Raw genomic sequence first — 20920 nt, 5'->3', positions numbered from 1 at the left:
GGAGAATGCGCTTGACCTTGCCGCAATGGAAAGGTCTAGCCTGACGCCTTCGTCTCTACCCTCATCCAGGATGCTTCGTCATGAAAAAGATTGCCGCCGTTGTCAGCGTCATTGCTCTGCTTTCCGTCACCGCCGTCAGGGCCGACCAGGCGGAAGACGTCAAACAGATGCATGAGGCTTACCAGCAATCGATGGGCGCCATGAAAAACGACATGCACCACGGCATGATGAGCGACGACCCCGACGTGGCGTTTGCGGCCGGCATGCTGCCGCACCACGAAGGCGCGGTGGAGATGGCCAAGATAGAGCTGAAATACGGCAAGGATCCAGAGATGCTGGAGCTGGCGCGCAAGATTGTGGCGGCCCAGGCGGCGGAAATTACGCAGATGAAGAATTGGCTGAAGGCGCATCCGGCTCAGTAAGGTCGCTAAGCTCTGCGCTCCCGACCAGGCGCGCAGACAACGGGGCAGGGCAAGGACGCCGCTGCGTCGAACGCATCAATGGGTGATATTCGAGTCGATTTTCTTGCCCATGCTGATACGCGGTTCGGTTGAGTAACCCATGGACTCATAGAACGCCTGGACGCTTGCATTGGTGCTGACGATCTGCAGGTTGATTTTCATGCACCCCCGCACTGTCAGGGCCTCCTCTGCATGACGAACCAACTGCATGCCTACGCTTTTTCTGCGATGAGCGGGGTGCACCGCCACCGCATACAGCCATCCGCGATGACCGTCGTAGCCGGCCAGAACGGTCCCCACCACCTCATTGTCCGTCAGGGCAACAAAAAAGAGGCCGTCCGGTACAGCCAGCTTTTTGTCGATGGCAAGGCCGGGCGAGTTATGGGCGGTTTCGTAGCCGAATACGGCGTCCCAGAGTTCGATCACGGCCTGGCGATGAAGTGTGTCCGAATAGTCGATAATGGCAGCCATGGTGAGGCTCCTTATTCAGCGGAATGGCCCATGGGATTTTCTGCGCGGGCAATCGCCACCTTATCTTCCCGAAACCAGTGCCAGCCGGCAGGCCAAACCGAGAGATCAATCATCACGTCCCTTCCCGAGGCAATAAACGGCGAGTCCAGGCACGCATGTTACCGGACGGTGGCGCGTTTCTGGAGGGCCTTTGCGGGATGACGCCACTCAATGGCGCCACGACCCATGGGGCAATTCAATGTGCCTTTCAGCCGTGGCCAGTGCGGTCTTCAGCGCCTCCTTGTTCAACGGAATGCAGTAAGCCGGTTTGGCCCGTTCGAATCGCCAGCTGTCGTCAAGATTACCGGCGTCAACCGCGTCGAATCCCACCTCATCCAGCAGCTGTATGGCCAGCGTCTTCGCCCCAGCGTCATCGGCGGCCACCGGCAGTGCGCGTCGGTCGTGTGCCGTATTCGGGCGAGCATCGCGGTCAAGGTCATCGGCCAGGATCGCGTTGAACACCTTGACCACTCTGGCGCCAGGCAAATGCTCGGCGATCAGCCTGCTGGTGGTGGTCTCAAACCTGTCCAGCGCCGGGACAGGGCCGTCTCGGTCGGGGTAGTAGTTGTTGGCGTCCAGCACCGTTTTGCCCGCAAGCCATTCGGCCGGCAGGGTTGGGTAGCGGTTGAAGGGAATGGCCACGAGGACCACATCGCCGAAGGCAGCAGCGTCTTCGATCGTGCCGACCTGAACGCCGGGTATCTGGACGAGCAGGTCGTTCAGGGTCTGTGGGCCACGTGAATTGCTGAGCATGACTTCATGGCCTGCCGCGATGAACCGTTGCGCCACTGCCTGCCCGATAAAGCCTGCTCCGATGATGCCAATGCGCATGTGATGACTCCGATGGTGTGCTGGAAGCGGCCATGATGATTGCGAACCAGCCGCAGATAAATAATCATCAGGCGCTTAGTCTCGCCACCAGGAGTGTTGAATCATGGACCGTCTCAGCAGCATGGAGGCCTTTGTCACAGCGGCGGAATGCGGCTCCTACGTCAAAGCGGCCGAGCGTCTGGAGTTGTCGCCGCAGATGGTCGCAAAGCACGTTGCCGCGCTCGAGCATCGACTCGGCGCGCGACTGCTGAACCGCACCACGCGGCGCCAGAGCCTGACCGAACTGGGCCAGGCGTATCTGGAGCGTTGCAGACACATTCTCAGTGAAGCAAAGGCGGCCGACTCTCTCGGGGAGATGATGAATGACACCCCGCGCGGCAAGCTGAAAATCAGCGCGCCCATCACCTTCGGCTCCTCTCGCCTGATGCCATTCGTCACGACATTCCTGCGGCTGCACCCCGAGATTGAAATCGATCTGCAGCTGACCGATCGCTTCGTGGATCTGGTGGAGGAGGGGTTCGACATCGCGTTCAGGATCGGCCCGCTGGACGTGTCCAGCCTCACCGCCCGGCCGTTGGCGCCTTATCAACTGGTCGCTTGCGCAGCGCCTGGCTATCTGGCAGAACGCGGCGTGCCGCAATGTCCGCAGGACCTGAGCAATCATGAGTGTCTGGGGTATGCCTGGTGGTCGCGGCCGACTGACCGCGAGTGGGTCTTCTGCAAAGGGTCAAAGGTGGAGCGGGTTCAGGTGGTGAGTCGATTGAGGGTCAACGAGAGCCGCGCGCTGCTTTCGGCCGCGCTGGACGGTTTCGGCATCGTGCTCGGCCCGCTGATATTCCTGGAGCCCGCCTTGCGCAGCGGCGAGCTGGTTCGAGTGTTGCCTGACTATGAGGCGCCGAGTCGGCCCCTGCATATGCTGTACACCGGCAGCCGGCAGCGAACGGCCAAGCTGCGCCGATTCATTGATGCGGCACTGGCGCGTTTCGGTTAACCCTGAGCGGGAGAGCAAACCCAGGATTGCCAGGGATCAAATCGCAGCCGGGTCTTTCATCGGAGCGTCGATGCGCAGCCCGTCCCATACGCCCATGACGTGCGTAATTGCAGCGTCCAGTGTTTCAAACGTCGCGCCGTCGCGGGCCAATACCGACATGCCCAGCATGAAGCTGTCGAACACCGTGGCCAGCGCGGCTGGCGCCACCGTTGCGGGCAGTTCTCCCGCGGCGATGGCTCGTTCGATGCACGCGACAATGGCCGCGCGGTTCAAGGCTCGAGCATCCGCCAGCGGCTGGGAAATGGTTTTGCTTTCTTCGGTGGATGCGCTCAGAAAACCCAGTGACACCAGGCAGCCCTTGGGATGACCCGCCTCGCACTGCATTTTTGCCGAGCACCGCAGCGTGCGCTCGATCGCTTCCCTGGGGGCAAGAGCGGTGTCGAACAAACTGTCGGTCACGCGTCCGTGGGTGTTCAGGTAGCGCTGCATGACTTCATTGAACAGCGCCTGCTTTGAGCCAAATGCCGCGTAGAAGCTCGGCGCGGTAATGCCGCCGCCGATGCTCGCCTTGAGCTGGCTGAGTGACGTTGCGTCATAGCCATGTTCCCAAAACAGATGCAGCGCCTGGGTGATTGCCACGTCACGGTCGAACGTGCGCGGTCGTCCCATCTGAGCCATATGACCCTCCTTTCAAGTGAGATAAATACTAGTCGATACATAAGTGATTGACTACCCGGCTTGGGCTCTTTAGATTGCTACCGATCAGTATATTAGTCGGAGGATCGAACGATGTCCCATGAGGGAAAGGCCACAAAACTGCCGTACGGGGCGCTGCTGGCGCTGGCGATGACCGGCTTTATCTGCATCGTCACGGAGACGCTGCCGGCGGGGTTGTTGCCGGAGATAGGCGAGGGCCTTGGCATATCGGCGTCACTGGCAGGGCAGATGGTCACGGTGTATGCCCTGGGATCGTTGCTGGCCGCCATCCCGCTGACCATTGCCACGCGCAGTTGGCGGCGCAGAACGGTGCTGCTGCTCACCGTCATCGGGTTTCTGCTGTTCAATTCCATCACGGCGCTGTCTTCGGTGTACTGGCTGACCCTGATTGCGCGATTTTTCGCAGGGGTTTCAGCGGGACTGGCCTGGAGCCTCATTGGCGGCTACGCGCGGCGCATGGTCGAGCCCGCTTCACAGGGCCGCGCCATGGCAGTGGCGATGGTGGGGACGCCAATCGCATTGTCACTGGGCGTACCCCTCGGCACCTGGCTGGGCGGAGCGATCGGCTGGCGGATGTCGTTTGCCGTGATGTCCGGACTGACCCTGGTGTTGATCGCCTGGGTGCTGGTCAAAGTGCCAGACTATCCGGGTCAATCGTCCTCCCAGCGCATGCCGCTGCGTCAGGTCCTGTTCACGCCGGGCGTGCGTCCCGTGCTCGGCGTGGTGCTGACCTGGATGCTCGCCCACAACATTCTCTACACCTACGTCGCGCCTTTTGTTTCCCTGGCCGGGTTGGGTGCCCATGTCGATCTGGTGCTGCTGGTGTTCGGCATTGCCGCACTGATGGGCATCTGGGTCGGAGGGCGTCTGGTCGATCGTCATCTTCGCACTGCGGTGTTGCTGAGCCTCGCCACCTTCGCCGGGGTTTCGGTGTTCTTCGGGATGTTCTCGGCCTCTGCCCCGGCGATTTACCTCGGTGTCTTCGTCTGGGGCCTGACCTTCGGCGGCGCCGCCACACTGCTGCAAACCGCGCTGGCTGACGCCGCTGGCGAGGGCGCCGACGTGGCCCTGTCGATGAACGTGGTCGTCTGGAACAGCGCGATTGCCGGCGGCGGGCTTCTGGGTGGCGTGCTGCTCGGTCACTGGGGCGCGGGGGCCTTCGCGTGGGTGATGGTGCTGGTGCTGCTGATCAGTCTGGCGATTGCGTTTCGTGCGCGGGCCCATGGGTTTGTGCAGGGTGAGAGGGTTGCCGGGCAAGTGGTTGGGGCTCATTAAGATTTGCACCGCTTAACCGGTTGACCGGGGGCGGTCTTCCCGTCGGGCAACGCCGGCTCGCGCACCAGCGTGATACTCAGCAGCACCCCGGCGCCCAGGCAGAGCGCGATGCACGATAGCGCGATGATGAAGGCGTGGGTGATGGCTGCCGGGTCAGTGCGTCCATCCAGGATCGTGTAGAACACCCCGCCGATCACTGCAACGCTCAACGCTGTGCTGATTTGCAACGTCGAGCTGGCGACCCCGGCGATCATGCCCGAATACGCCGGTGCCACGCGGCCCGTCACCATGCGCATGAGCGTAGGCAGCGCGAGCCCCTGTCCAAAGCCGATCGTGAACAGAAGGGCGGCAAGCAGTGCCGGCACCGGGTACACGCCGGCCGGCGTCGCACTGAGCAGCCACATCATGCCGATAAAGCCGGCCGACTCCATGCCCATACCCGTTGCATTGACGTACACGCCGAGCGCCCGTTTGCAAGCGGGCGCCAAGAGCGGCCCGAGCAGAAATCCGGCGCCGAAAGGCAGAAACACCAGCCCCGCGCTCAGTGCCGATGTGCCGAGCGCGCCTTGCAGGTAGATCGAGAACAGCAGGAAAAACGGGGCGATCGTGTAAAACAGCAGCGCGATGACGAGTGCGCGACCCAATCCCGGAACATTCAAAGCGTGGGGGTCCAGCAGTGGCGAGCCGCCAGCATCACTCAGTCGCGCTTCGTAGCGCCAGAACATCCACGCCAACAGCGGCACTGCCAACAATGAAACCCAGGCCCACAGCGGCCATCCTGCTTCTCGCCCTTCGATCAGCGGCACGATCAGCGCGGCCAGGGTCAGGATCGAAAGGGCCACGCCACCCAGATCCAGTTTGATGGGGTTTCGTGCGCGGATCTCTTTGAGTACGGGTATGCCGAACAGCACAACCAGCGCGGCAACTGGCAGGTTAACGAGGAAAATCACCCGCCAGCCCAGGTCGAACAGGTTCAGCGAAATCAGAATCCCGCCCAAAGCCTGCCCGATGACAGACGCCAGTCCGAACACCGCACCGTACAGACTGAGCGCAAGGGGCTTTTCCGAATCCGGGAAGATGGCCTGCACCGATGCCAGTGCCTGTGGCGCCATCACAGCGGCTGTTATGCCCTGCAATACGCGTCCTGCGATCAGCGACCAGGGCGACCAGGCCAGCCCGCACAACAATGACGCCCCCGCGAAGCCAGTCAGACCGATGAAAAACACCCGGCCACGGCCATAGATGTCACCGAGCCTTCCACCGGTGATCAGGGTCACCGCATAGAGCCCGGCATAGGCGGAGATGACCAGTTGCTCAGCGGGAGCGCCGGCACTCAAGTCCTGCCTGATCGATGGCAGCGCGACGTTGACGATAAAAAATCCAGCGGCGGCAGAAAGGCACCGACCAGCAGAATCAAAAACATCGCCCAGCGGCGCGGATCAGGCGACAACGTATTCTTCACGAACATGGGCAAACCTCCATACGCAACGGCGGCGCTGCGATCGGATAAAAAGAGGTCAATCAATCGAGGAGCGCATCGCCGCTGCAAGGCGTGATGCGCTGTTCAGGCAGAGCGGTTTCAGACGCGCTCGAACGTCTCCGAACCCGCGATCGGCGTCCAGTTGAGCAGCGGCGTCAGGAAGTGCAATTCGAAACGACGGGCGCTGAATCGCCACTGATCGTCGCGCCGCTCGAAGCGGTCGTGGTAAAGGCCGCTGACCTGTACCGGACCCTTTTCGCGATCATGAAACAGGCAGTCTGCTGCGACTGTTGCGGTCGCCATCGTCCCCTGAATCTGAATCATGGGATTGGACATCCAGTGATGCATATGCGGCAACTTGATCCAACTGGTGTGCGCCATGGCGGCGATCTCTTCAAGGTTTCGTCCAACGCCGAAATCCGGCAGTTCCAGCGTCGCGTCGGCGTGCCAGAGGCTGCGCAACAGGTCGATGTCCATCAGGTCGTAGGCGTTGGCGTAGCCGGAAATGAGCGATTCGATCGCCGCGCGGCTTTCCAGCGCTTCAAGCCGCGCAGCGAGCATTTCAATGGTCATGGTGTTTCCTCGGTAGCGTATCGGTTGGGTGCCCAACGGGCGGGGTTGCTCGATGGTGGCGAAGGCGGACCAGTCTCGATCGCCCAGGCCCTGGGTGATCGCCGCTGACATGCCCGCGCGTACCACCCTTGCGGCAGGCAGCTCCAGGGCAACGGCTTCGGCGGCCCTCAGCGCCAAGTCCACATCTTTCAGGCCCAGGGACAGCTTGAAGCCGGGCTCGTGCACGCGGTTGGCGACGTAATGCCCATAGCGCTGGTAACTCGGGCAGGCGAACAGGGTTTGAGTGACGGTTTCAACGAACGCCGAAGGGGTAGACCGTAGGCCTCTACCAGGCGTGTCGCTTCGCCCAGGGATTCAATGGCCTGGGTGATCATCATGTTGCCGGCGATCTTGGCGATGCAGGCCTGCACAGGCCGGTCGCCCATCCGCCAGGTCTTTTTCCGAGCACATCCAGCAGCGGCTGGATCTTCTCGATTGCGTCAGCGGCGCCGGACGCGAGGATGTTCGCCTCACCCTGAGCCACGGCCGCCGGCACGCCGAACATCGGGGCCGCGACCAACTCGATGCCTGCCTGCTCGTGACTGGCTTGCAGTTCGTTGATCAAGGCAGGTGACAGCGTTGACATCACAATGTGAATGCAGCCCTTGCCGCCACGCGCCAGCGCATCGGAAGACTGCAGCACCTGCCGCACCGCCCGATCATCGGCGAGCATGCTGATGACCACTTCCTGCTCAAAAGCCAGCGCGGGGTCAGTCAGTGCGATCACGCCCTCAAGATCTGCCAGCGCCTGAGGGCTACGGTTCCAGGCACTCACGAGATGACCTGCCGCCATCAGCCGCAGGATCATCACCCGACCCATGGTTCCCACTCCGATAAACCCGATGTTCATCAATGCCCCTCTGCCTATGGCGGTTTTGCTCGAGGCGCCATTGTGCGAGTCGTGCAGTTGCTTAGGGACTGCCATTGCTGCATCTTCGGCGTTCACTTTTGTACGAGGTACGCCATGGACTGGAATGACCTGCGCGTCTTTCTGGCGGTCGCCCGCGGCGGTTCACTGGGGGCTGCTGCAAAGCTGTTGGGCGTCAGCCACCCCACCGTCGGGCGGCGCCTGCATGTGCTGGAACAGAGCAGTGGCGAGGTGTTTTTTCGTCGTACGTCAACCGGCCTGGTGTTGACCGACAGCGGTGAGCGCATCTTCGAGCTGGCCCAGGAGATGGAGCGCAGCGCGCTGACGATCGAACGGCGCATCGCCGGCGAAAGCGAACAGTTCGAAGGCCTGCTGCGGATCTCCTCGGCGGACTGGTTTGCCGGCTACGTGCTCGGGCCTGTGCTGGCCGAGCTGCTCCGGCGCCACCCCCTGATCGTGCCCGAACTGATTGCCGGACAACGGCTGTCCGACCTGACACGCAGGGAAGCGGACATCGCGTTTCGGATCGTCCCTTTCACCGAGCCGGACATCGTCCAGCGTCGCTTGACCACGCTGAACTACGGTCTATACGTGGGCGCCCAGCAGCCGTTCTCTCCGGGCATGCATGGCGAAGGCGTCGGGCTAATCACCATGGACACCGCGCAATCCCATTACCCGGACGTCGTCTGGCTGCGAGGTTTGTACCCGCAGGCGCCGGTCGTGTTCACCAGCAGCAGCCGAACCGTGCAAGCCCGGATGTGCGCCCTTGGCCTTGGCATTTGCGTACTGCCGCGCGCCCTGGGAGATCAGAGCCCCGCGCTCAGGCGGCTGGACGTTGGACAGGCGCCGCCCGGGCGTGACATCTGGATGGGTTACCACCACGACATGCGGCAGATGGACCGGCTTCGCGCATTTGCGGAGCTTGCCGGGCAGATCATTGGCGAAGACTGATCCTGCGTGATCTCAGGCATCAGCCTCCGGCACATAGGAAGCGATGCCGTTGCCGAATGACCAGTCATGCTTATCGTTATTCGAGATGAACACCTGGATGTCCTCGCGGCGCATGCCGGGGCGGGCAGTGAGTTGATCGGCGATGGCGCGGTAAAGCGCCTGCCTTGTCGGCGTGTCGCGCCATCGGTTGGCGAGGATGTGTATGAACACCACGTCATCTGTGCGCTTGACGTTTAGAAAACCAGGGTCATAGAAAAACAGGCCTTTCTCGTATTGATCGATGACCTGAAATCGGTCGTCTGGCGGCACGCTGTAGGTCTCGACAAGCGCGTGGTGAACCCCATCAGCGATGGCGCGAAGTTGGGCAGGGGTTTTGCCTTTGAGCAGCGATATTCTTACGAATGGCACGGCAGCGTTCCTCTATGTGAGTGCGAGCATTGAGATTGCTCGCTCTGTTCATATCGGAATAGCAGTAAGATCCGTCGGATATCATCAGGTATTCCGGTAGATCGACATGCACGGATTTGACATCGAACAGTTGAAGACCCTCGTCGCTGCGGTGGATGCGGGCAGTCTTACGGCAGCGGTGCCCCTCCGGTATCGATCGCAGTCGGCGCTGAGCGAACAGCTCAACAAGCTGGAGGAAGCCGCGGGTGAACAGCTTCTGGTGCGCAGCAAGCAGGGGTACGCCCCACCGCGGCAGGTCAGCGCCTGATTGGCCATGCTCGCCAGATACTGGCGTTGTCGGATGCGGCCTGGCGAGACATGCACCGCGTGCCCCTTGAGGGCGAGGTCCACATCGGTATTTCCGATTACGTCCGGCCGAGCCAGCTGGCGACTTTATTGGCGCGCATCGCTGAGCAATACCCCGGTTTGCGGATGCGCACCCAGATCGACAAAAGCGACGTCATCGCCGATGCCCACGGTAGCGGCGCGCTGGATCTGGCGATCATCCTGCGCACGACGGGGTCGCCTTCCTCATCATCCGAAGAAGCCCAAGTGCTGCGCACGGAATCGTTGATGTGGGTGGCCGCCCGCAGCAAGCCACTTCCGCCTAAAGACAGAATTATCGAACTCGCGCTGCTGCCTGAAACCTGCTCGCTGCACAGGCTGGCACGCAACGCATTGGACGCACACGGCATTGCCCACGTCGTCGCTCATATGGCCTCCGGTGTGGCCGGGCTTCAGGCTGCGGTGGTGGCGGGGCTGGGCGTGGCATGCCTCAATGCCTCCGCGATCATCGAGGCCGACATGCTGGAGGTCACCGGTCTCAATCTGCCCGCGCTGCCCACTGTGGACATCGTTTTATTGTCGGCTCGCTGCCGGGGAGGTGTCAGTGAGCGATTGCAAGCGGTGGGGCAGATCATTGCAGCGACGCTGGCGCCTTAGCCTGCGCCCGATGCCGCTTGACCTGCCCTTGGATGAACCTGCCGAACAGCGCTGATCGGCCACACTTGCGCGACGGCGAACAGCACCTCAAACACCGTAAACCCGAGAATCAGAGCACTTGCGCCCTGGGCAACCGCGTAAAGCTGCCAGGTGGCGAACAGCGTTCGCGCCAGCGCGTCATACAAACCCACCCGGCGGCTCGGTTGCGCCAGGCGCCAGAGCGACCAGACCACGACCACGCTGCCGAGTAGGTTGGCGAACAGCATCGCACTGATGTCCAGCACAGGCACCGGCCGCTCCAGTGCCAAAACGGTCGACAGCGCGGATAAGGCACTGAAAACCCACGCGGCCGTCCAGGGCGTCATGAACCCCGTCGTCATTATCAAATCGTAAAAGGCGCTGCTTCTGACGATGCGTCTGTTGGTCTTTGCGCTGATCATGATCTTCCCTCACAGTTGAGCCCGCAGGCTAAAGCCTGGTCTTAGGTCCAGAGTCAACGTGAGCATTGAACGTCATGAAAATAGGCGAAGTGGCAGTGCGTGCGGGGGTGTCCGTGGATGCATTGCGGTTTTATGAAGAGAAAGGCCTGATCAAGCCTCAACGCAGTGCCAATGGCTATCGGCATTATCCGCAGGAGACGCTGCAGCTGGTGGGGTACATCAAGCTGGCGCAACAGCTGGGGTTTTCGCTCAAGGAAATCGGCGAAAACCTGCCGCTACTATGGAACAGCGAGCAGGTCTCCAGCGACCTGCTGGCGCGATTATTCGCCGAGAAAATCGCGTTGCTGGACGAGCGGATTGGGCAAATGCACGCACTGCGCAATCTGTTGGCCGAGCGGGCCGCGCAAGTCTGCCCGCTGTTGGGCATTGGCGCTGGTGACGTGCCCTGAAGGACACGTCACCTCGCAATACACCGACGTCAGTGATGACGCCTTCAGTCGCACAACGCCTGGCTGCGACGCATCGCTATCGGCCGCACCAGGCTCAGCAAGCCTGCCAGGGCCATGGCCGCACCGACCCAGAGCGGCGATCGCAATCCCAGGCCCGCATCGATTGTCACACCGCCCGCCCAGCTGCCGAACGCCAGTCCGGCGGTGATGACCGAGGTGTGCATGATGTTGACCAGCGCGCCGGGCTCGGCCGCTTTCATGACCCGCGCGACCATCGCAGGGTTCAGCGCCACACCGGTCAGCCCGAGGGCGAGGAAGCACATCAGGTTCAGCCACAGGTGATGCCCGGCCAGGGCAAAGCCCGACAACGCCAGCACCATGATTGCCAGGCCCCAACCGACGATCGCCATCATGTAGCGATCCGCCAGTCGGCCCACCACCCAGTTGCCCAACACGTTCGCGACGCCATACAGCGCCAGCAACGGCGCAACGAATTTCGGCGCGACGCCGACTTCCTGAATCAGGATGGGCGTGCAGTAGCTGAATGCGGCAAAGGTCGCGCCGATGATCAGCCCGCTGGTGACGTACGCCGCCCAGAGGGGCGAATTCTTCATGTCCGCGACTTGTTGGCGCAGGGGCGGTTCGCTGCCATTGGCGCTCGCGGGCAGGCGTTTGCTCGCCAGCACCGTGCAGAGCATCGCCAGCACTACCACAAGCCAGGCGCTCGCACGCCAGCCGAAGTGTTGCTCGACCCAAGTGGTCAGCGGCACGCCCACGACGGGGGACAGCATCAGCCCCGCAAGGACGACTGAAACCGCGCGACCGCGTCGTTCCGGTGTGACGAGGGCTGCGCACACCGTCATGCACAGACCAATGCACACGGCACTGGAGATGCCCATGACCACGCGAGCAGCGGCAAGCACCAGATAAGTTTGGGCGGCGGCTGCAATGGCGCCGGCCACCACGTAACAGATAAGCAGCGCGATCAACGAGCGTTTGTTGCTGATGCCTCTGGACAGCAGCAGGACGGTCACGAGCGGACCGCCGATGGCCATGCCCAGGGCGTAGAAGGCGATGAGGTTGCCGACCTGGGCGAGGCTGACCGAAAACGCATCGGCCAGCGCCGGCATCATGCCAGCGACCATGAATTCGGCCGTCACCAGCGAGAAGATCGTCAGGCCCAGAAGGTAGACGGTGGACGGGAGTTTGCTGCGGTTGGACATGGGGTTCCTGAGGGGGCGAAGAAGGCCGGCTACCCTAGGGATTGAGACGGGGCAGGTCAACAGGCAATCAAGGAACTGTCCCTGAAAATCAGTCCCTGCTGCATCATCCCGAGGTCCGTGCTTTGATCGCCAGCCACTCATCGCGCGTCAACTCCCAGAGCTCCTGAACCATCGGGCCAGACACAAAGTGGCCGTCCCGGCGGTTGATCATGCGCATGCCCTCGCGCTCGGAGATCTTTCTCGACGCCGCGTTGTCAGCGGCTTTGGGCACCTGCATGACTGGCCGCTGCAGGGTTTCGAACCAGAAGGCGTTGATCACTTCGCACGCCTCCTGCATATAACCGTGACCTCTCCATGGCGGCGCCAGCCTGAAACCCCGATGGTTCTCGGGCTGATCGTGCAGGCTGATGCAGCCGATCACCCGCGCCGGCTCTGGTGTCAGGCGTAGGGTCCAGTGCCATTCGCGCCCCTCTATAATGGCAGGAAGCGCAATGTCGCGGAGGTAGGTCAGCGCGCCGTCGTCGGGATAGGGCCATGGCACATGGCTGTCCAGATACCGGACCACCTCCCACTGGGGAAACAACTGTTGAATGACGGGCGCATCGGTTAACCGCAGCGGGGCGAGTGTCAGTCGGGGAGTCTGGAACGTGGGGCTGTCCATGCGGGTTTTCCGTGCAAGCAGTGCAGCGATATTGATGCCACATACAGTGGGCAGAGAACAAGCGCCCTGCCACTGGCTCCCGGATATTGTTGATCGTCAGCTTTTGGCATCTGCTGTTGCCCCGCTGGGCAGCGCCACGAAAGCCGTTGCGAGCGTATGGGCCGGTGATCCGATCGAACTCCTGGGAATCAGCCCCGGTCAGAGCATGACGGATGCACCGTCAATCTCTACTCAATTAGCGGCACTCGTTTGCCAGAGGACCTGATCATGCTCGGAAAGAAATACCTCCCTCATCTGCTGTTCACCGCAGTCTGCGCAGTCAGCAGCTTTTCCTACGCTGCCGAACAGCCAAGCGTGACGATGGATCGCCCAGGTGCAGGGGTCAAGGAAATTAAGGAAGGCGACAACGCCCCTGACCAGTACCAACGTCCGAGCCTGGCGCTGAAAGACTGGAAAGCACGTCATTTGAGCGCGCCGGACAAAAACCAGCAATGGGTGCAGCTTGAGGACAAATATGCCCTGATCGACATTCCCACCGGCACGATCAAACAGATGGTCCCGGCTAAGGGACATAAGTAAGTTGGCGACAGGAGCGGCTTGTTTGGCCATCACATGATGGCGCGCCGGCTCACGCCTTCCCGGCTGAAGCCGGTCCTACAATGCGTCCATCGCCAGTGTCACTGAATGTACGCAGTGAACATGTGGGACCGGCTTCAGCCGGGAAGTGGCTTGTCCCATGCCCTCAAGGGCAAATCCCCATCCAGATAAAACTCGTCCAGTTGTGGCGGCGGTACGCGGGTACCGGACAGCATGGTGTGAACCTGCCCACGATGGTGAATCTGGTGCTGGAACAGATGTAGCAACAGGCGATCCACGCGTCCCGGAATAATGCCCGTCGCCCGCACCACACCCGCTCGACGACAAAGCGCGTGCTCATCCAGACCTTCGCAATACGTAACAAGTCGGTCGTCCGTTTCCGTTTGGAGCTGGACGATTTCCTGCAGCGACAGATGCCCGGGCAGATCCTTTCGTTGACCTTCCAGATCAAACGTCAGCGCGGCCAGGTAGAACTGATCGACATCCAGTATGTGCCGCAGCGTCAGCTCAATTGAGGGAAAAAACCTGTTCGCGGCGCCAGGTATTCTTCATTGCTCAACCCCAGGCATGCCGAGAGCAGGCGCCGGTTCGACCATCGATTATTGTGTGCCTGCGCCAGATAGCTGTTCATCGGAGAGTGCCCGCATTAAGTGGCTGGAGTGACGAATGTTAGTAAGTTCGCGCAGGGTCAGTCATCCCACGTTGCCTTCCCGCGAATACCGCCCCCGCGCGCGCCCTGTGTAGCGGGTGAATGCCACGCTGAACGCACTTACCGAGCCGTAACCCACGCGCTGTGCAATCCCGGCAATGTCCTCCACGCGCTCACGCAGCAGTTTCTTCGCCAGCGCCATCCTCCACGCTAACAGATACGCCATGGGTGGCATGCCCAATGCGTTCTGAAAACGCTCAAAGAACGTCGAGCGTGAAAGGGCAGATTCCCTGGCCAGTTCTTCCACGGTCCACGGCCTGCCCGGGTGCTCGTGCATCTGCCTTAGCGCCATCGCGACGCGCTCGTCACTCAGCCCGCGCAGCAACCCCGGTGGCGCAGCTTCGGTGGCGGTGCAGCGCAGCGCCTCTATGAACAGCACTTCCAGCAAATGGGCGAGGATCACGTCCCTCGCTGGCCGCTGAACGCGGGCTTCCTCGGTCACCAACTCCACCAGCGTCGTAAGCCGGGGCTCGCCGCGCACATGAATCAGTTGCGGGAGCAGCGAGACCAATAAAGCAGCGTCCGGCGATCCGAATGTGCAGTGACCGACCAACAACTGAACGTCGACGGGCACGTCCAGCGGGCCGACACGTATGTCCCGAGGACGGACCTCGAGAGGAGCGCGCTCGCCGTCGCCGTCTGCCAGCGGCTGAAGGCTCATCATCTCGAAATCGTAAGCTGCCGGGATCAACACAAAGTCGCCCGCCTGCAGGGTGATCGGCGAATGTCCGGCCGCCGAAAGCCGAGATCCCCCTTGCAGGATCGCGCAGTAAAACGGCTGGCCGTGCACCGAGCGCTGGACCCGCCATGCCCCTGCGCCGCTCACGATTTTGGACAGCGAGGCACTGGGTTGCAGCAGGGTGACGACCTCAGCGAGCGGATCGAACATGCCGGACTCCTGCTAAAGAAAAGCGGACGGGGGATGATATTAAGTCCGGTTACCACAGCTTATCGTGGCGTCACTGTCAATCACGCGATGGAGACACACCCATGAAAACCATTCTGATCACCGGCTGCTCATCGGGCTTCGGCCTGGTTACCGCCCAATATTTCCTCGACCGAAACTGGAAGGTGATCGCGACCATGCGCACGGCCGATGCAGCGCTTTTCAAAGCGTCCGAGCATCTGCGCGTGCTTGCGCTAGACGTCACCGACCCAGACAGCATCCAGAAGGCGATCGACGCTGCAGGGCCGATCAATGTGCTGGTCAATAACGCCGGCATCGGACTGCTGGGCGCTCTTGAAGGCTGCTCGATGGACAAGGTCCGCAGCATGTTCGAGACCAATACCTTTGGCACCATGGCGATGACTCAGGCCGTGCTGCCGCAGTTCCGCGGGCGCAACGCGGGGGTCGTCATCAACGTCACCTCCAGCGTGACCCTCAAATCCCTGCCATTGCTTAGCGTGTACACGGCGAGCAAGGCGGCGGTGAATGCGTTCACCGAATCCCTGGCGCTGGAGCTTGAGCCGTTTAACGTTCGTGTCCATCTGGTATTGCCGGGCCGCGCACCGGGGACCGATTTCGGCAAAAATGCACAGCCGCGCATGCAGGGCAGCATTCCGGACGCCTACGCCGATCTGGCTCAACACGTGTTCAGCGAATGGTCGCACTCGACCCTGGTAACCGAGGCCCAGGACGTCGCCGAGGCGATCTGGCGTGCAGCGAATGAGCCTGCGTCGCCGATGCGTATTGCCGCTGGCACAGATGCAGTTGCATTAATGGGGCCGGCGGGCTGAACAACCCTCGTTATCGCCGATCGTGCTGTCCATCCGACGAAAGCCCATGGAAAGGTACTAACAATCAGGAAATCCGCCGGTCCAACCTGTTCGCCGAACCGGTTGCGACAACGGGTTCACAGGTCGTCAGTATTCCAGGCAGGAGCAGCGCATGAGCATCAGCCCCACTTTTGATATCCGTAATTATGGCGCCAAGGGCGACTCCGTCACTGACGATACGGTCGCCATCCAGAAGGCAATTGATGCCGCAAGCGCTGCGGGTGGGGGCAAGGTTTACATCCCTGGCGGCACCTGGCTTGTGTCGGACAGCGATGGTTCGGGCAACGCCCTGGCGCTGAAAAGCAACGTCACGCTCACCGGGGATGGTGCCGGTGACAGCGTGCTCAAGCTGGCCGATGGCGCCGGGTTGAATACCGCCTCTCTGCTGGGCGTGGTAGCAGGCAGCACCGTTCGAGACGCGACCGTCAGCAATCTCTCGCTGGATGGCAATCAGGTCAGCGGCGGCGGGCAGGTCAGTGGCTGGTCGCAGTCAGGGGCGAGCAGCACCAACTTGGTGATCGATGGCGTCACCGCCACCAACTTCAGCGGCAGCGGTTTCGACCTGACCGGCGCGTCGGTGCATTTGACGGTGCGCAACAGCACGGCCACGGGCAACAGTTCCGACGGTTTCGCACTGGGCGGGTCGCTCCCCGCATTGACCTTCCAGGACAACCGCGCGCTGGACAATGGCGGCAACGGCATCAATGTAGGCCTGGGCGGCGTGGCGCTGTCGCTGACCGACAGCCTCGCTTCCGGAAACGCTGGCGACGGCATTCACGTCCATGAAGAAAGTGGCGTCGATACGGGCTTTTTCAGCGTCATCGGCGGCGACGTCTATGGCAACGGCGGCGATGGCGTGCACATGCGCGGCATCGAATACGGCGGCGTGTATCGCCTCGACATCCATGACAACGGCGGGTCGGGCGTCAATCTGCAAGGCACCACGCACATCGAAGTGTCCGACAACGTCATCCACGCCAACGCGCAGAGCAACGACGTGCCGGAAGTGGCGATCCGCAACCTGGGCAGCGAGAACGGCACGCAGAATTTCGTCTACGACAACCTGATCACTGGCAGCGCCGGATCGACCTTTGGCGTGGCCGAGGTGCCGTCTGACGCGGCGAGCGTCGAGGGCAGTGTGATCTTCGGTAATGTCATCAATGGCACCCATGCCGGGGACATCAGTGCGGCGGGAAACCAAAGCCAGGTCTATAACAACAGCGATGTGCTGATCGTACGCGGCAGTGCCGGCGCGGACACATTGATCGGCAGCCGCTCGGACGAACTCATCAGCGGCGGCGCAGGCCGCGATCGCATCGATGGCGGCGCAGGTGACGACGTGATTCATGGCGGCGCAGGCGCGGACCGCCTCAGCGGTGGCACGGGCAGCGACGTGTTCCGGTTCAGCTCGGTCAGTGACAGCTACCGCACAGCGACGACGTCGTTCACTGATCGCATCACCGACTTCGACGATGCCAGTGACCGTCTCGACCTGACACTGTTGGGATTGTCCGGCTTGGGCAATGGCCACAACGGTACGCTCAAGGCGACCTATAACGCTGGCACCGACATCACCTATCTCTCCAGCCTGGACGCGGACGCTGCTGGCAACCGCTTCCAGTTGGCACTCGACGGCAACCACCTGAGCACGTTGGGCGCGGCGAATTTCTTCTCGTCGATTACCGGCACGTCCAGTGACGACAAGCTTCTCGGCACGGCCGCCGATGATGTGCTGATCGGCGGCGCAGGGCGCGACAACCTGTCCGGCGACGGTGGCGCAGATCGCCTGCTCGGTGGCAGCGGTGGTGACACGCTGACGGGTGGGGCCGGCGCCGATACCTTCGTCTACACCCGCGTCAGCGACAGCCTGCGCAACGACGCCAGCGGCAGCTACGCCCAACGTGATGTGATCACGGATTTCAACAGCAACGGCCATGATCGCCTCGATCTCACGGCGCTGGGTTTCAAAGGGCTGGGCAACGGTTACGACGGCACGCTTAAAGTCGTGCTGAATCTGGCAGGCGATCAAACGGCGCTGAAGTCGCTGGAGCCTGATGCCGACGGCAACCGCTTCGAAATTCTGATCAACGGGAATCACCTCTACGACCTGACCGCCAGCAATGTGCTGTTCGCCAACCCGGACGACACCCGTGTCGATTCCTCCCAACCGCTGACTTCGGTGAACGCCACCGGCACGGCGGGCGCCGATACGCTGTATGGCGACTGGGGCAACGACACCTTGTTCGGCATGGCGGGCAATGACGTGCTCGCTGGCAGCGTCGGCGATGATTTGCTGGTCGGCGGTGCTGGCAGCGACCGACTCACTGGCGGTTCCGGGGCGGATACTTTCCGCTTCGATCACATCAGCGACAGCTACGTTGGCGCGGCAGACCTGATCACCGACTTCACCACCGGCCACGACATCCTGGACGTCTCCGCGCTGGGTTTCACCGGCCTGGGCAACGGTCGCGACGGCTCCTTGCAGGTCAGCTACAACGCCAACAGCGACCGCACCTACGTGCGCAGTAATGAAGCGGACAGCGCGGGCCAGAAATTCCAGGTCACCCTGGCGGGGGATTACAGCCACAGCCTGCACGCCGACGACTTTGCGTTCAGTGCGGCACCCAATGCGGCTGAGATCAAAGTCGTGGGTGTGGCGGCGCCGATGGACCATGTGGTGTTGTCCGACGCCTGATTTCACGGGATGCATGCTTTCTATTAGTGGGACCGGCTTCAGCCGGGAAGAGGCCAGTCCAAACACCCGTGGATTTGCGGTGTGACACCTGACACCTTCCCGGCTAAAGCCGGTCCCACAACGGGTCCGCAGCCAGTCCCATGCAAGTGGGTACAGTCAATGCCGCCGCACCCACTGACTCCAATCTGTCACACCCCAGCCCCTGAAATGCCACATTGACGCCGTAATGTCCTCGCCAATGAGATCGATCTCAAGCGAGTGAACATGAGCGACTTAAAAGACGTAGCACGGGTGGCCGGGGTGTCCCGTGCGACCGCCGCCCGGTGTTTCGCCTCCCCCGACGTAGTGCGTCCCACCACCCGAGACCAAGTATTCGCCGCCGCGCGGGAACTGGGTTTTCGCCCCAATCTGCTGGGCCGCCAGCTGCGCCTGCAAACCACCCAGCTCATTGGGGTGGTCGTACCGAGCCTGCTGAACCCGGTGTTCGCCGAACAATTCCAAGCCATGGAGCGCGCCGCGCGGTTGCGCGGCTACAACCTGCTGCTGGCGACCACCGATTACAGCGCCGAACGGGAAAGCGCGGTGGTCGAAGAGTTGCTGCGCCAACGGGTCGACGGTCTGGTGCTGACGGTCACCGACGCCCACAGCAATCGCGTCCTGCAAAGCCTCAGCACCGAAGACACGCCCTTTGTCCTCGCTTATCACCAGCCCGGCAGCACTGAATACAGCGCGGTCTCGGTAGACAACCGTGCCGGCATGGCCCTCGCCACGCGTTATCTGCTGGACGCCGGTCATCGCCGCATCGGCATGGTGGCGGGGCCGACGCTGCAGTCCGACCGGGCGCGGCAGCGTTACGCGGGCTACTGCGACGCCATGGCTGAACACCGCTTGAACGCCATGGCCATCATCGAGATGCCCAGCCACACCGAGGCTGATTTCAGCGCCCTCGCGCCGTTGTTGAGCGGCCCTCAGGCGCTGACGGCACTGGTCTGCTCCAACGATTTGCTGGCGATCAGTCTGATCGCCGAGCTGCGCCGCCACGGATGGGCTGTCCCGCAGCAACTGTCGATCATCGGTTTCGACGGAATTGCCATCGGCACCCAGATGCACCCGACCTTGTGCAGCGTGGTCCAGCCCATCGCCGCGCTGGCGACCACTGTCATCGATCAATTGCTGGCGCAGATTGCCGGTGCCGCCCCGACTTCCCATTGCCTGCCGTGCCACATCCGGCCGGGCGAAAGTACTCAGCCTCACAAGGAGACGCTCCATGATCCGCTTTAGTAAAACCCTGGCGGCATTGCTGCTGTGTGGCGTAGCCAGCCTGACCCAGGCCGCCGAAACCGCGATCTGCTACAACTGCCCGCCGGAATGGGCGGACTGGGGCACCCAGCTCAAGGCCATCGCCGACAGCACCGGCGTGCAGGTGCCGCTGGACAACAAGAACTCCGGCCAGTCCCTGGCGCAGCTCGTAGCGGAAAAAGCCGCTCCGGTGGCGGACGTGGTGTATTACGGCGTGACCTTCGGTTTGCAGGCGCAGAAAGCCGGCGTCGTCGGCACCTACAAACCCAAAGGCTGGGAGCAGATTTCCGCAGGCCTGAAAGACCCGGAAGGCCACTGGTTCGCGATCCACTCCGGCACCCTCGGCATCATGGTCAACGTCGATGCACTGGGCGGCTTGCCGGTCCCGCAGAGCTGGGCTGATCTGCTCAAACCCGAATACAAAGGCATGGTCGGTTACCTCGACCCGTCCAGCGCGTTCGTCGGCTACGTCTCCGCCGTGGCGATCAACCAGGCCATGGGCGGCACCCTGGATAACTTCGCGCCGGCCATCGACTACTTCCAGAAACTGGCGAAGAACGCCCCGATCGTCCCCAAGCAAACCGCTTACGCGCGGGTGCTCTCCGGCGAATTGCCGATTTTGGTGGACTACGACTTCAACGCCTACCGCGCCCGCTACAAGGACAAAGCTAACGTCGCCTTCGTCATCCCGAAAGAGGGCAGCATCAGCGTCCCTTACGTGATGAGCCTGGTCGCCAACGCCCCCCATCAAGCCAACGCCGAGAAGGTGCTGGATTTCGTGCTCTCCGAGCAGGGCCAGGCGCTGTGGGCGAAGGCGTATCTGCGCCCTGTGCGCGCCATGAAGATGCCGGCAGACGTCGCCGCGCAGTTTCTGCCGGACAGCGATTACGCCCGCGCCGGCGTGGTGGATTACCAGCACATGGCCGCCGTGCAGGAAGCCTTCGCCGCGCGTTACTTGAGCGAGGTCGAATAAGTGAGCAGCACGG

24 protein-coding genes are annotated in these 20920 nt (G+C 62.1%); 12 read left to right on the top strand and 12 right to left on the bottom strand.

All coding sequences use genetic code 11. The features are described 5' to 3' along the window. Positions 1-80 precede the first annotated feature (80 nt). Positions 81-422, top strand: coding sequence for a DUF305 domain-containing protein (locus tag JN403_RS17950; protein ID WP_205483557.1), 342 nt, complete (start codon positions 81-83; stop codon positions 420-422). A 75-nt stretch (positions 423-497) separates the two neighbouring features. On the opposite strand, the gene JN403_RS17945 is transcribed toward JN403_RS17950, so the two are convergent. Both JN403_RS17945 and JN403_RS17940 read right to left on the bottom strand, forming a co-directional pair. After that, the gene (locus tag JN403_RS17945; RefSeq protein ID WP_205483556.1) at positions 498-932 is read right to left on the bottom strand and encodes a GNAT family acetyltransferase; all 435 of its coding nucleotides are present in this window, start codon (positions 930-932) and stop codon (positions 498-500) included. A 207-nt stretch (positions 933-1139) separates the two neighbouring features. Further along, positions 1140-1802 carry an NAD(P)-binding domain-containing protein gene (locus JN403_RS17940; RefSeq protein ID WP_205483555.1) on the bottom strand — a complete coding sequence of 221 codons (663 nt, stop codon included), beginning with the start codon at positions 1800-1802 and terminating at the stop codon, positions 1140-1142. Positions 1803-1905: 103 nt separating this feature from the next. Here JN403_RS17940 and JN403_RS17935 point away from each other — a divergent pair, with 103 nt between their 5' ends. Then, positions 1906-2793 (top strand): LysR family transcriptional regulator, encoded by an 888-nt coding sequence (locus JN403_RS17935; protein WP_205483554.1) that lies wholly within the window; start codon positions 1906-1908, stop codon positions 2791-2793. Positions 2794-2829: 36 nt separating this feature from the next. Here the strand turns inward: JN403_RS17935 and JN403_RS17930 are convergent, their stop codons facing one another. Continuing rightward, positions 2830-3471, bottom strand: a complete 642-nt coding sequence (locus tag JN403_RS17930) for a TetR/AcrR family transcriptional regulator (RefSeq protein WP_122625127.1) — start codon at positions 3469-3471, stop codon at positions 2830-2832. A gap of 111 nt (positions 3472-3582) precedes the next feature. Here JN403_RS17930 and JN403_RS17925 point away from each other — a divergent pair, with 111 nt between their 5' ends. Continuing rightward, on the top strand, positions 3583-4785 hold the full coding sequence (locus tag JN403_RS17925) for an MFS transporter (RefSeq protein ID WP_205483553.1): 1203 nt from the start codon (positions 3583-3585) through the stop codon (positions 4783-4785). Here JN403_RS17925 and JN403_RS17920 read toward each other — a convergent pair. From JN403_RS17920 to JN403_RS25635, 3 genes are all read right to left on the bottom strand, one after another. Further along, on the bottom strand, positions 4782-6122 hold the full coding sequence (locus JN403_RS17920; RefSeq protein WP_240356661.1) for an MFS transporter: 1341 nt from the start codon (positions 6120-6122) through the stop codon (positions 4782-4784). The genes JN403_RS17925 and JN403_RS17920 overlap by 4 nt on opposite strands. 242 nt (positions 6123-6364) lie before the next feature. Continuing rightward, a complete protein-coding gene (locus tag JN403_RS25640; RefSeq protein ID WP_240357006.1) occupies positions 6365-7114 on the bottom strand; it encodes a nuclear transport factor 2 family protein in 750 nt (249 codons plus the stop codon). Positions 7115-7211: 97 nt separating this feature from the next. After that, positions 7212-7823, bottom strand: coding sequence for an NAD(P)-binding domain-containing protein (locus tag JN403_RS25635; protein WP_240356659.1), 612 nt, complete (start codon positions 7821-7823; stop codon positions 7212-7214). 18 nt (positions 7824-7841) lie between these two features. Between JN403_RS25635 and JN403_RS17905 the strand changes: the two genes are divergently transcribed. Then, positions 7842-8696 (top strand): LysR family transcriptional regulator, encoded by an 855-nt coding sequence (locus JN403_RS17905; protein WP_205483552.1) that lies wholly within the window; start codon positions 7842-7844, stop codon positions 8694-8696. 12 nt (positions 8697-8708) lie between these two features. Here the strand turns inward: JN403_RS17905 and JN403_RS17900 are convergent, their stop codons facing one another. Further along, complete coding sequence (locus JN403_RS17900) at positions 8709-9104, bottom strand: tautomerase family protein (RefSeq protein WP_205483550.1); 396 nt, start codon at positions 9102-9104, stop codon at positions 8709-8711. Between the two features lie 106 nt (positions 9105-9210). On the opposite strand from JN403_RS17900, the gene JN403_RS17895 reads away from it, so the two are divergent. Both JN403_RS17895 and JN403_RS17890 read left to right on the top strand, forming a co-directional pair. Beyond that, the gene (locus JN403_RS17895) at positions 9211-9411 is read left to right on the top strand and encodes a LysR family transcriptional regulator (protein WP_205483548.1); all 201 of its coding nucleotides are present in this window, start codon (positions 9211-9213) and stop codon (positions 9409-9411) included. A 50-nt stretch (positions 9412-9461) separates the two neighbouring features. After that, entirely contained in the window at positions 9462-10085 is a 624-nt protein-coding gene (locus JN403_RS17890; protein WP_205483547.1) for a LysR substrate-binding domain-containing protein, read from the top strand. On the opposite strand, the gene JN403_RS17885 is transcribed toward JN403_RS17890, so the two are convergent. Next, on the bottom strand, positions 10082-10450 hold the full coding sequence (locus JN403_RS17885; RefSeq protein ID WP_240356657.1) for a hypothetical protein: 369 nt from the start codon (positions 10448-10450) through the stop codon (positions 10082-10084). The two genes, JN403_RS17890 and JN403_RS17885, sit on opposite strands and share 4 nt — an antisense overlap. 149 nt (positions 10451-10599) lie before the next feature. Between JN403_RS17885 and JN403_RS17880 the strand changes: the two genes are divergently transcribed. Beyond that, the gene (locus JN403_RS17880; protein WP_205483544.1) at positions 10600-10974 is read left to right on the top strand and encodes a MerR family transcriptional regulator; all 375 of its coding nucleotides are present in this window, start codon (positions 10600-10602) and stop codon (positions 10972-10974) included. Between the two features lie 44 nt (positions 10975-11018). Here JN403_RS17880 and JN403_RS17875 read toward each other — a convergent pair whose 3' ends face one another. Then, a complete protein-coding gene (locus JN403_RS17875) occupies positions 11019-12197 on the bottom strand; it encodes an MFS transporter (RefSeq protein WP_205483543.1) in 1179 nt (392 codons plus the stop codon). Positions 12198-12300: 103 nt separating this feature from the next. After that, positions 12301-12858 (bottom strand): GNAT family N-acetyltransferase, encoded by a 558-nt coding sequence (locus tag JN403_RS17870; RefSeq protein ID WP_205483541.1) that lies wholly within the window; start codon positions 12856-12858, stop codon positions 12301-12303. Between the two features lie 267 nt (positions 12859-13125). Here JN403_RS17870 and JN403_RS17865 point away from each other — a divergent pair, with 267 nt between their 5' ends. After that, a complete protein-coding gene (locus JN403_RS17865; RefSeq protein ID WP_122537145.1) occupies positions 13126-13437 on the top strand; it encodes an RcnB family protein in 312 nt (103 codons plus the stop codon). A 134-nt stretch (positions 13438-13571) separates the two neighbouring features. Here the strand turns inward: JN403_RS17865 and JN403_RS17860 are convergent, their stop codons facing one another. Continuing rightward, positions 13572-13922: a DinB family protein gene (locus JN403_RS17860; RefSeq protein ID WP_240357004.1), complete on the bottom strand. Its 351-nt coding sequence runs from the start codon at positions 13920-13922 to the stop codon at positions 13572-13574. Positions 13923-14147: 225 nt separating this feature from the next. Next, positions 14148-15053, bottom strand: a complete 906-nt coding sequence (locus JN403_RS17855) for an AraC family transcriptional regulator (RefSeq protein ID WP_205483539.1) — start codon at positions 15051-15053, stop codon at positions 14148-14150. Positions 15054-15154: 101 nt separating this feature from the next. On the opposite strand from JN403_RS17855, the gene JN403_RS17850 reads away from it, so the two are divergent. From JN403_RS17850 to JN403_RS17835, 4 genes are all read left to right on the top strand, one after another. Next, positions 15155-15901 (top strand): SDR family oxidoreductase, encoded by a 747-nt coding sequence (locus JN403_RS17850; protein ID WP_205483538.1) that lies wholly within the window; start codon positions 15155-15157, stop codon positions 15899-15901. Between the two features lie 151 nt (positions 15902-16052). Beyond that, positions 16053-18635, top strand: coding sequence for a glycosyl hydrolase family 28-related protein (locus JN403_RS17845; protein WP_205483537.1), 2583 nt, complete (start codon positions 16053-16055; stop codon positions 18633-18635). Positions 18636-18899: 264 nt separating this feature from the next. After that, positions 18900-19916: a LacI family DNA-binding transcriptional regulator gene (locus JN403_RS17840; RefSeq protein WP_205483536.1), complete on the top strand. Its 1017-nt coding sequence runs from the start codon at positions 18900-18902 to the stop codon at positions 19914-19916. Beyond that, positions 19903-20907: an ABC transporter substrate-binding protein gene (locus JN403_RS17835; RefSeq protein ID WP_205483535.1), complete on the top strand. Its 1005-nt coding sequence runs from the start codon at positions 19903-19905 to the stop codon at positions 20905-20907. The genes JN403_RS17840 and JN403_RS17835 overlap by 14 nt, the downstream gene beginning before the upstream one ends. Positions 20908-20920: the final 13 nt, after the last annotated feature.

The organism is Pseudomonas sp. 15A4, from assembly GCF_016925575.1.
Classification (GTDB): domain Bacteria; phylum Pseudomonadota; class Gammaproteobacteria; order Pseudomonadales; family Pseudomonadaceae; genus Aquipseudomonas.
This window is presented reverse-complemented; position numbering and strand designations above follow the sequence as displayed.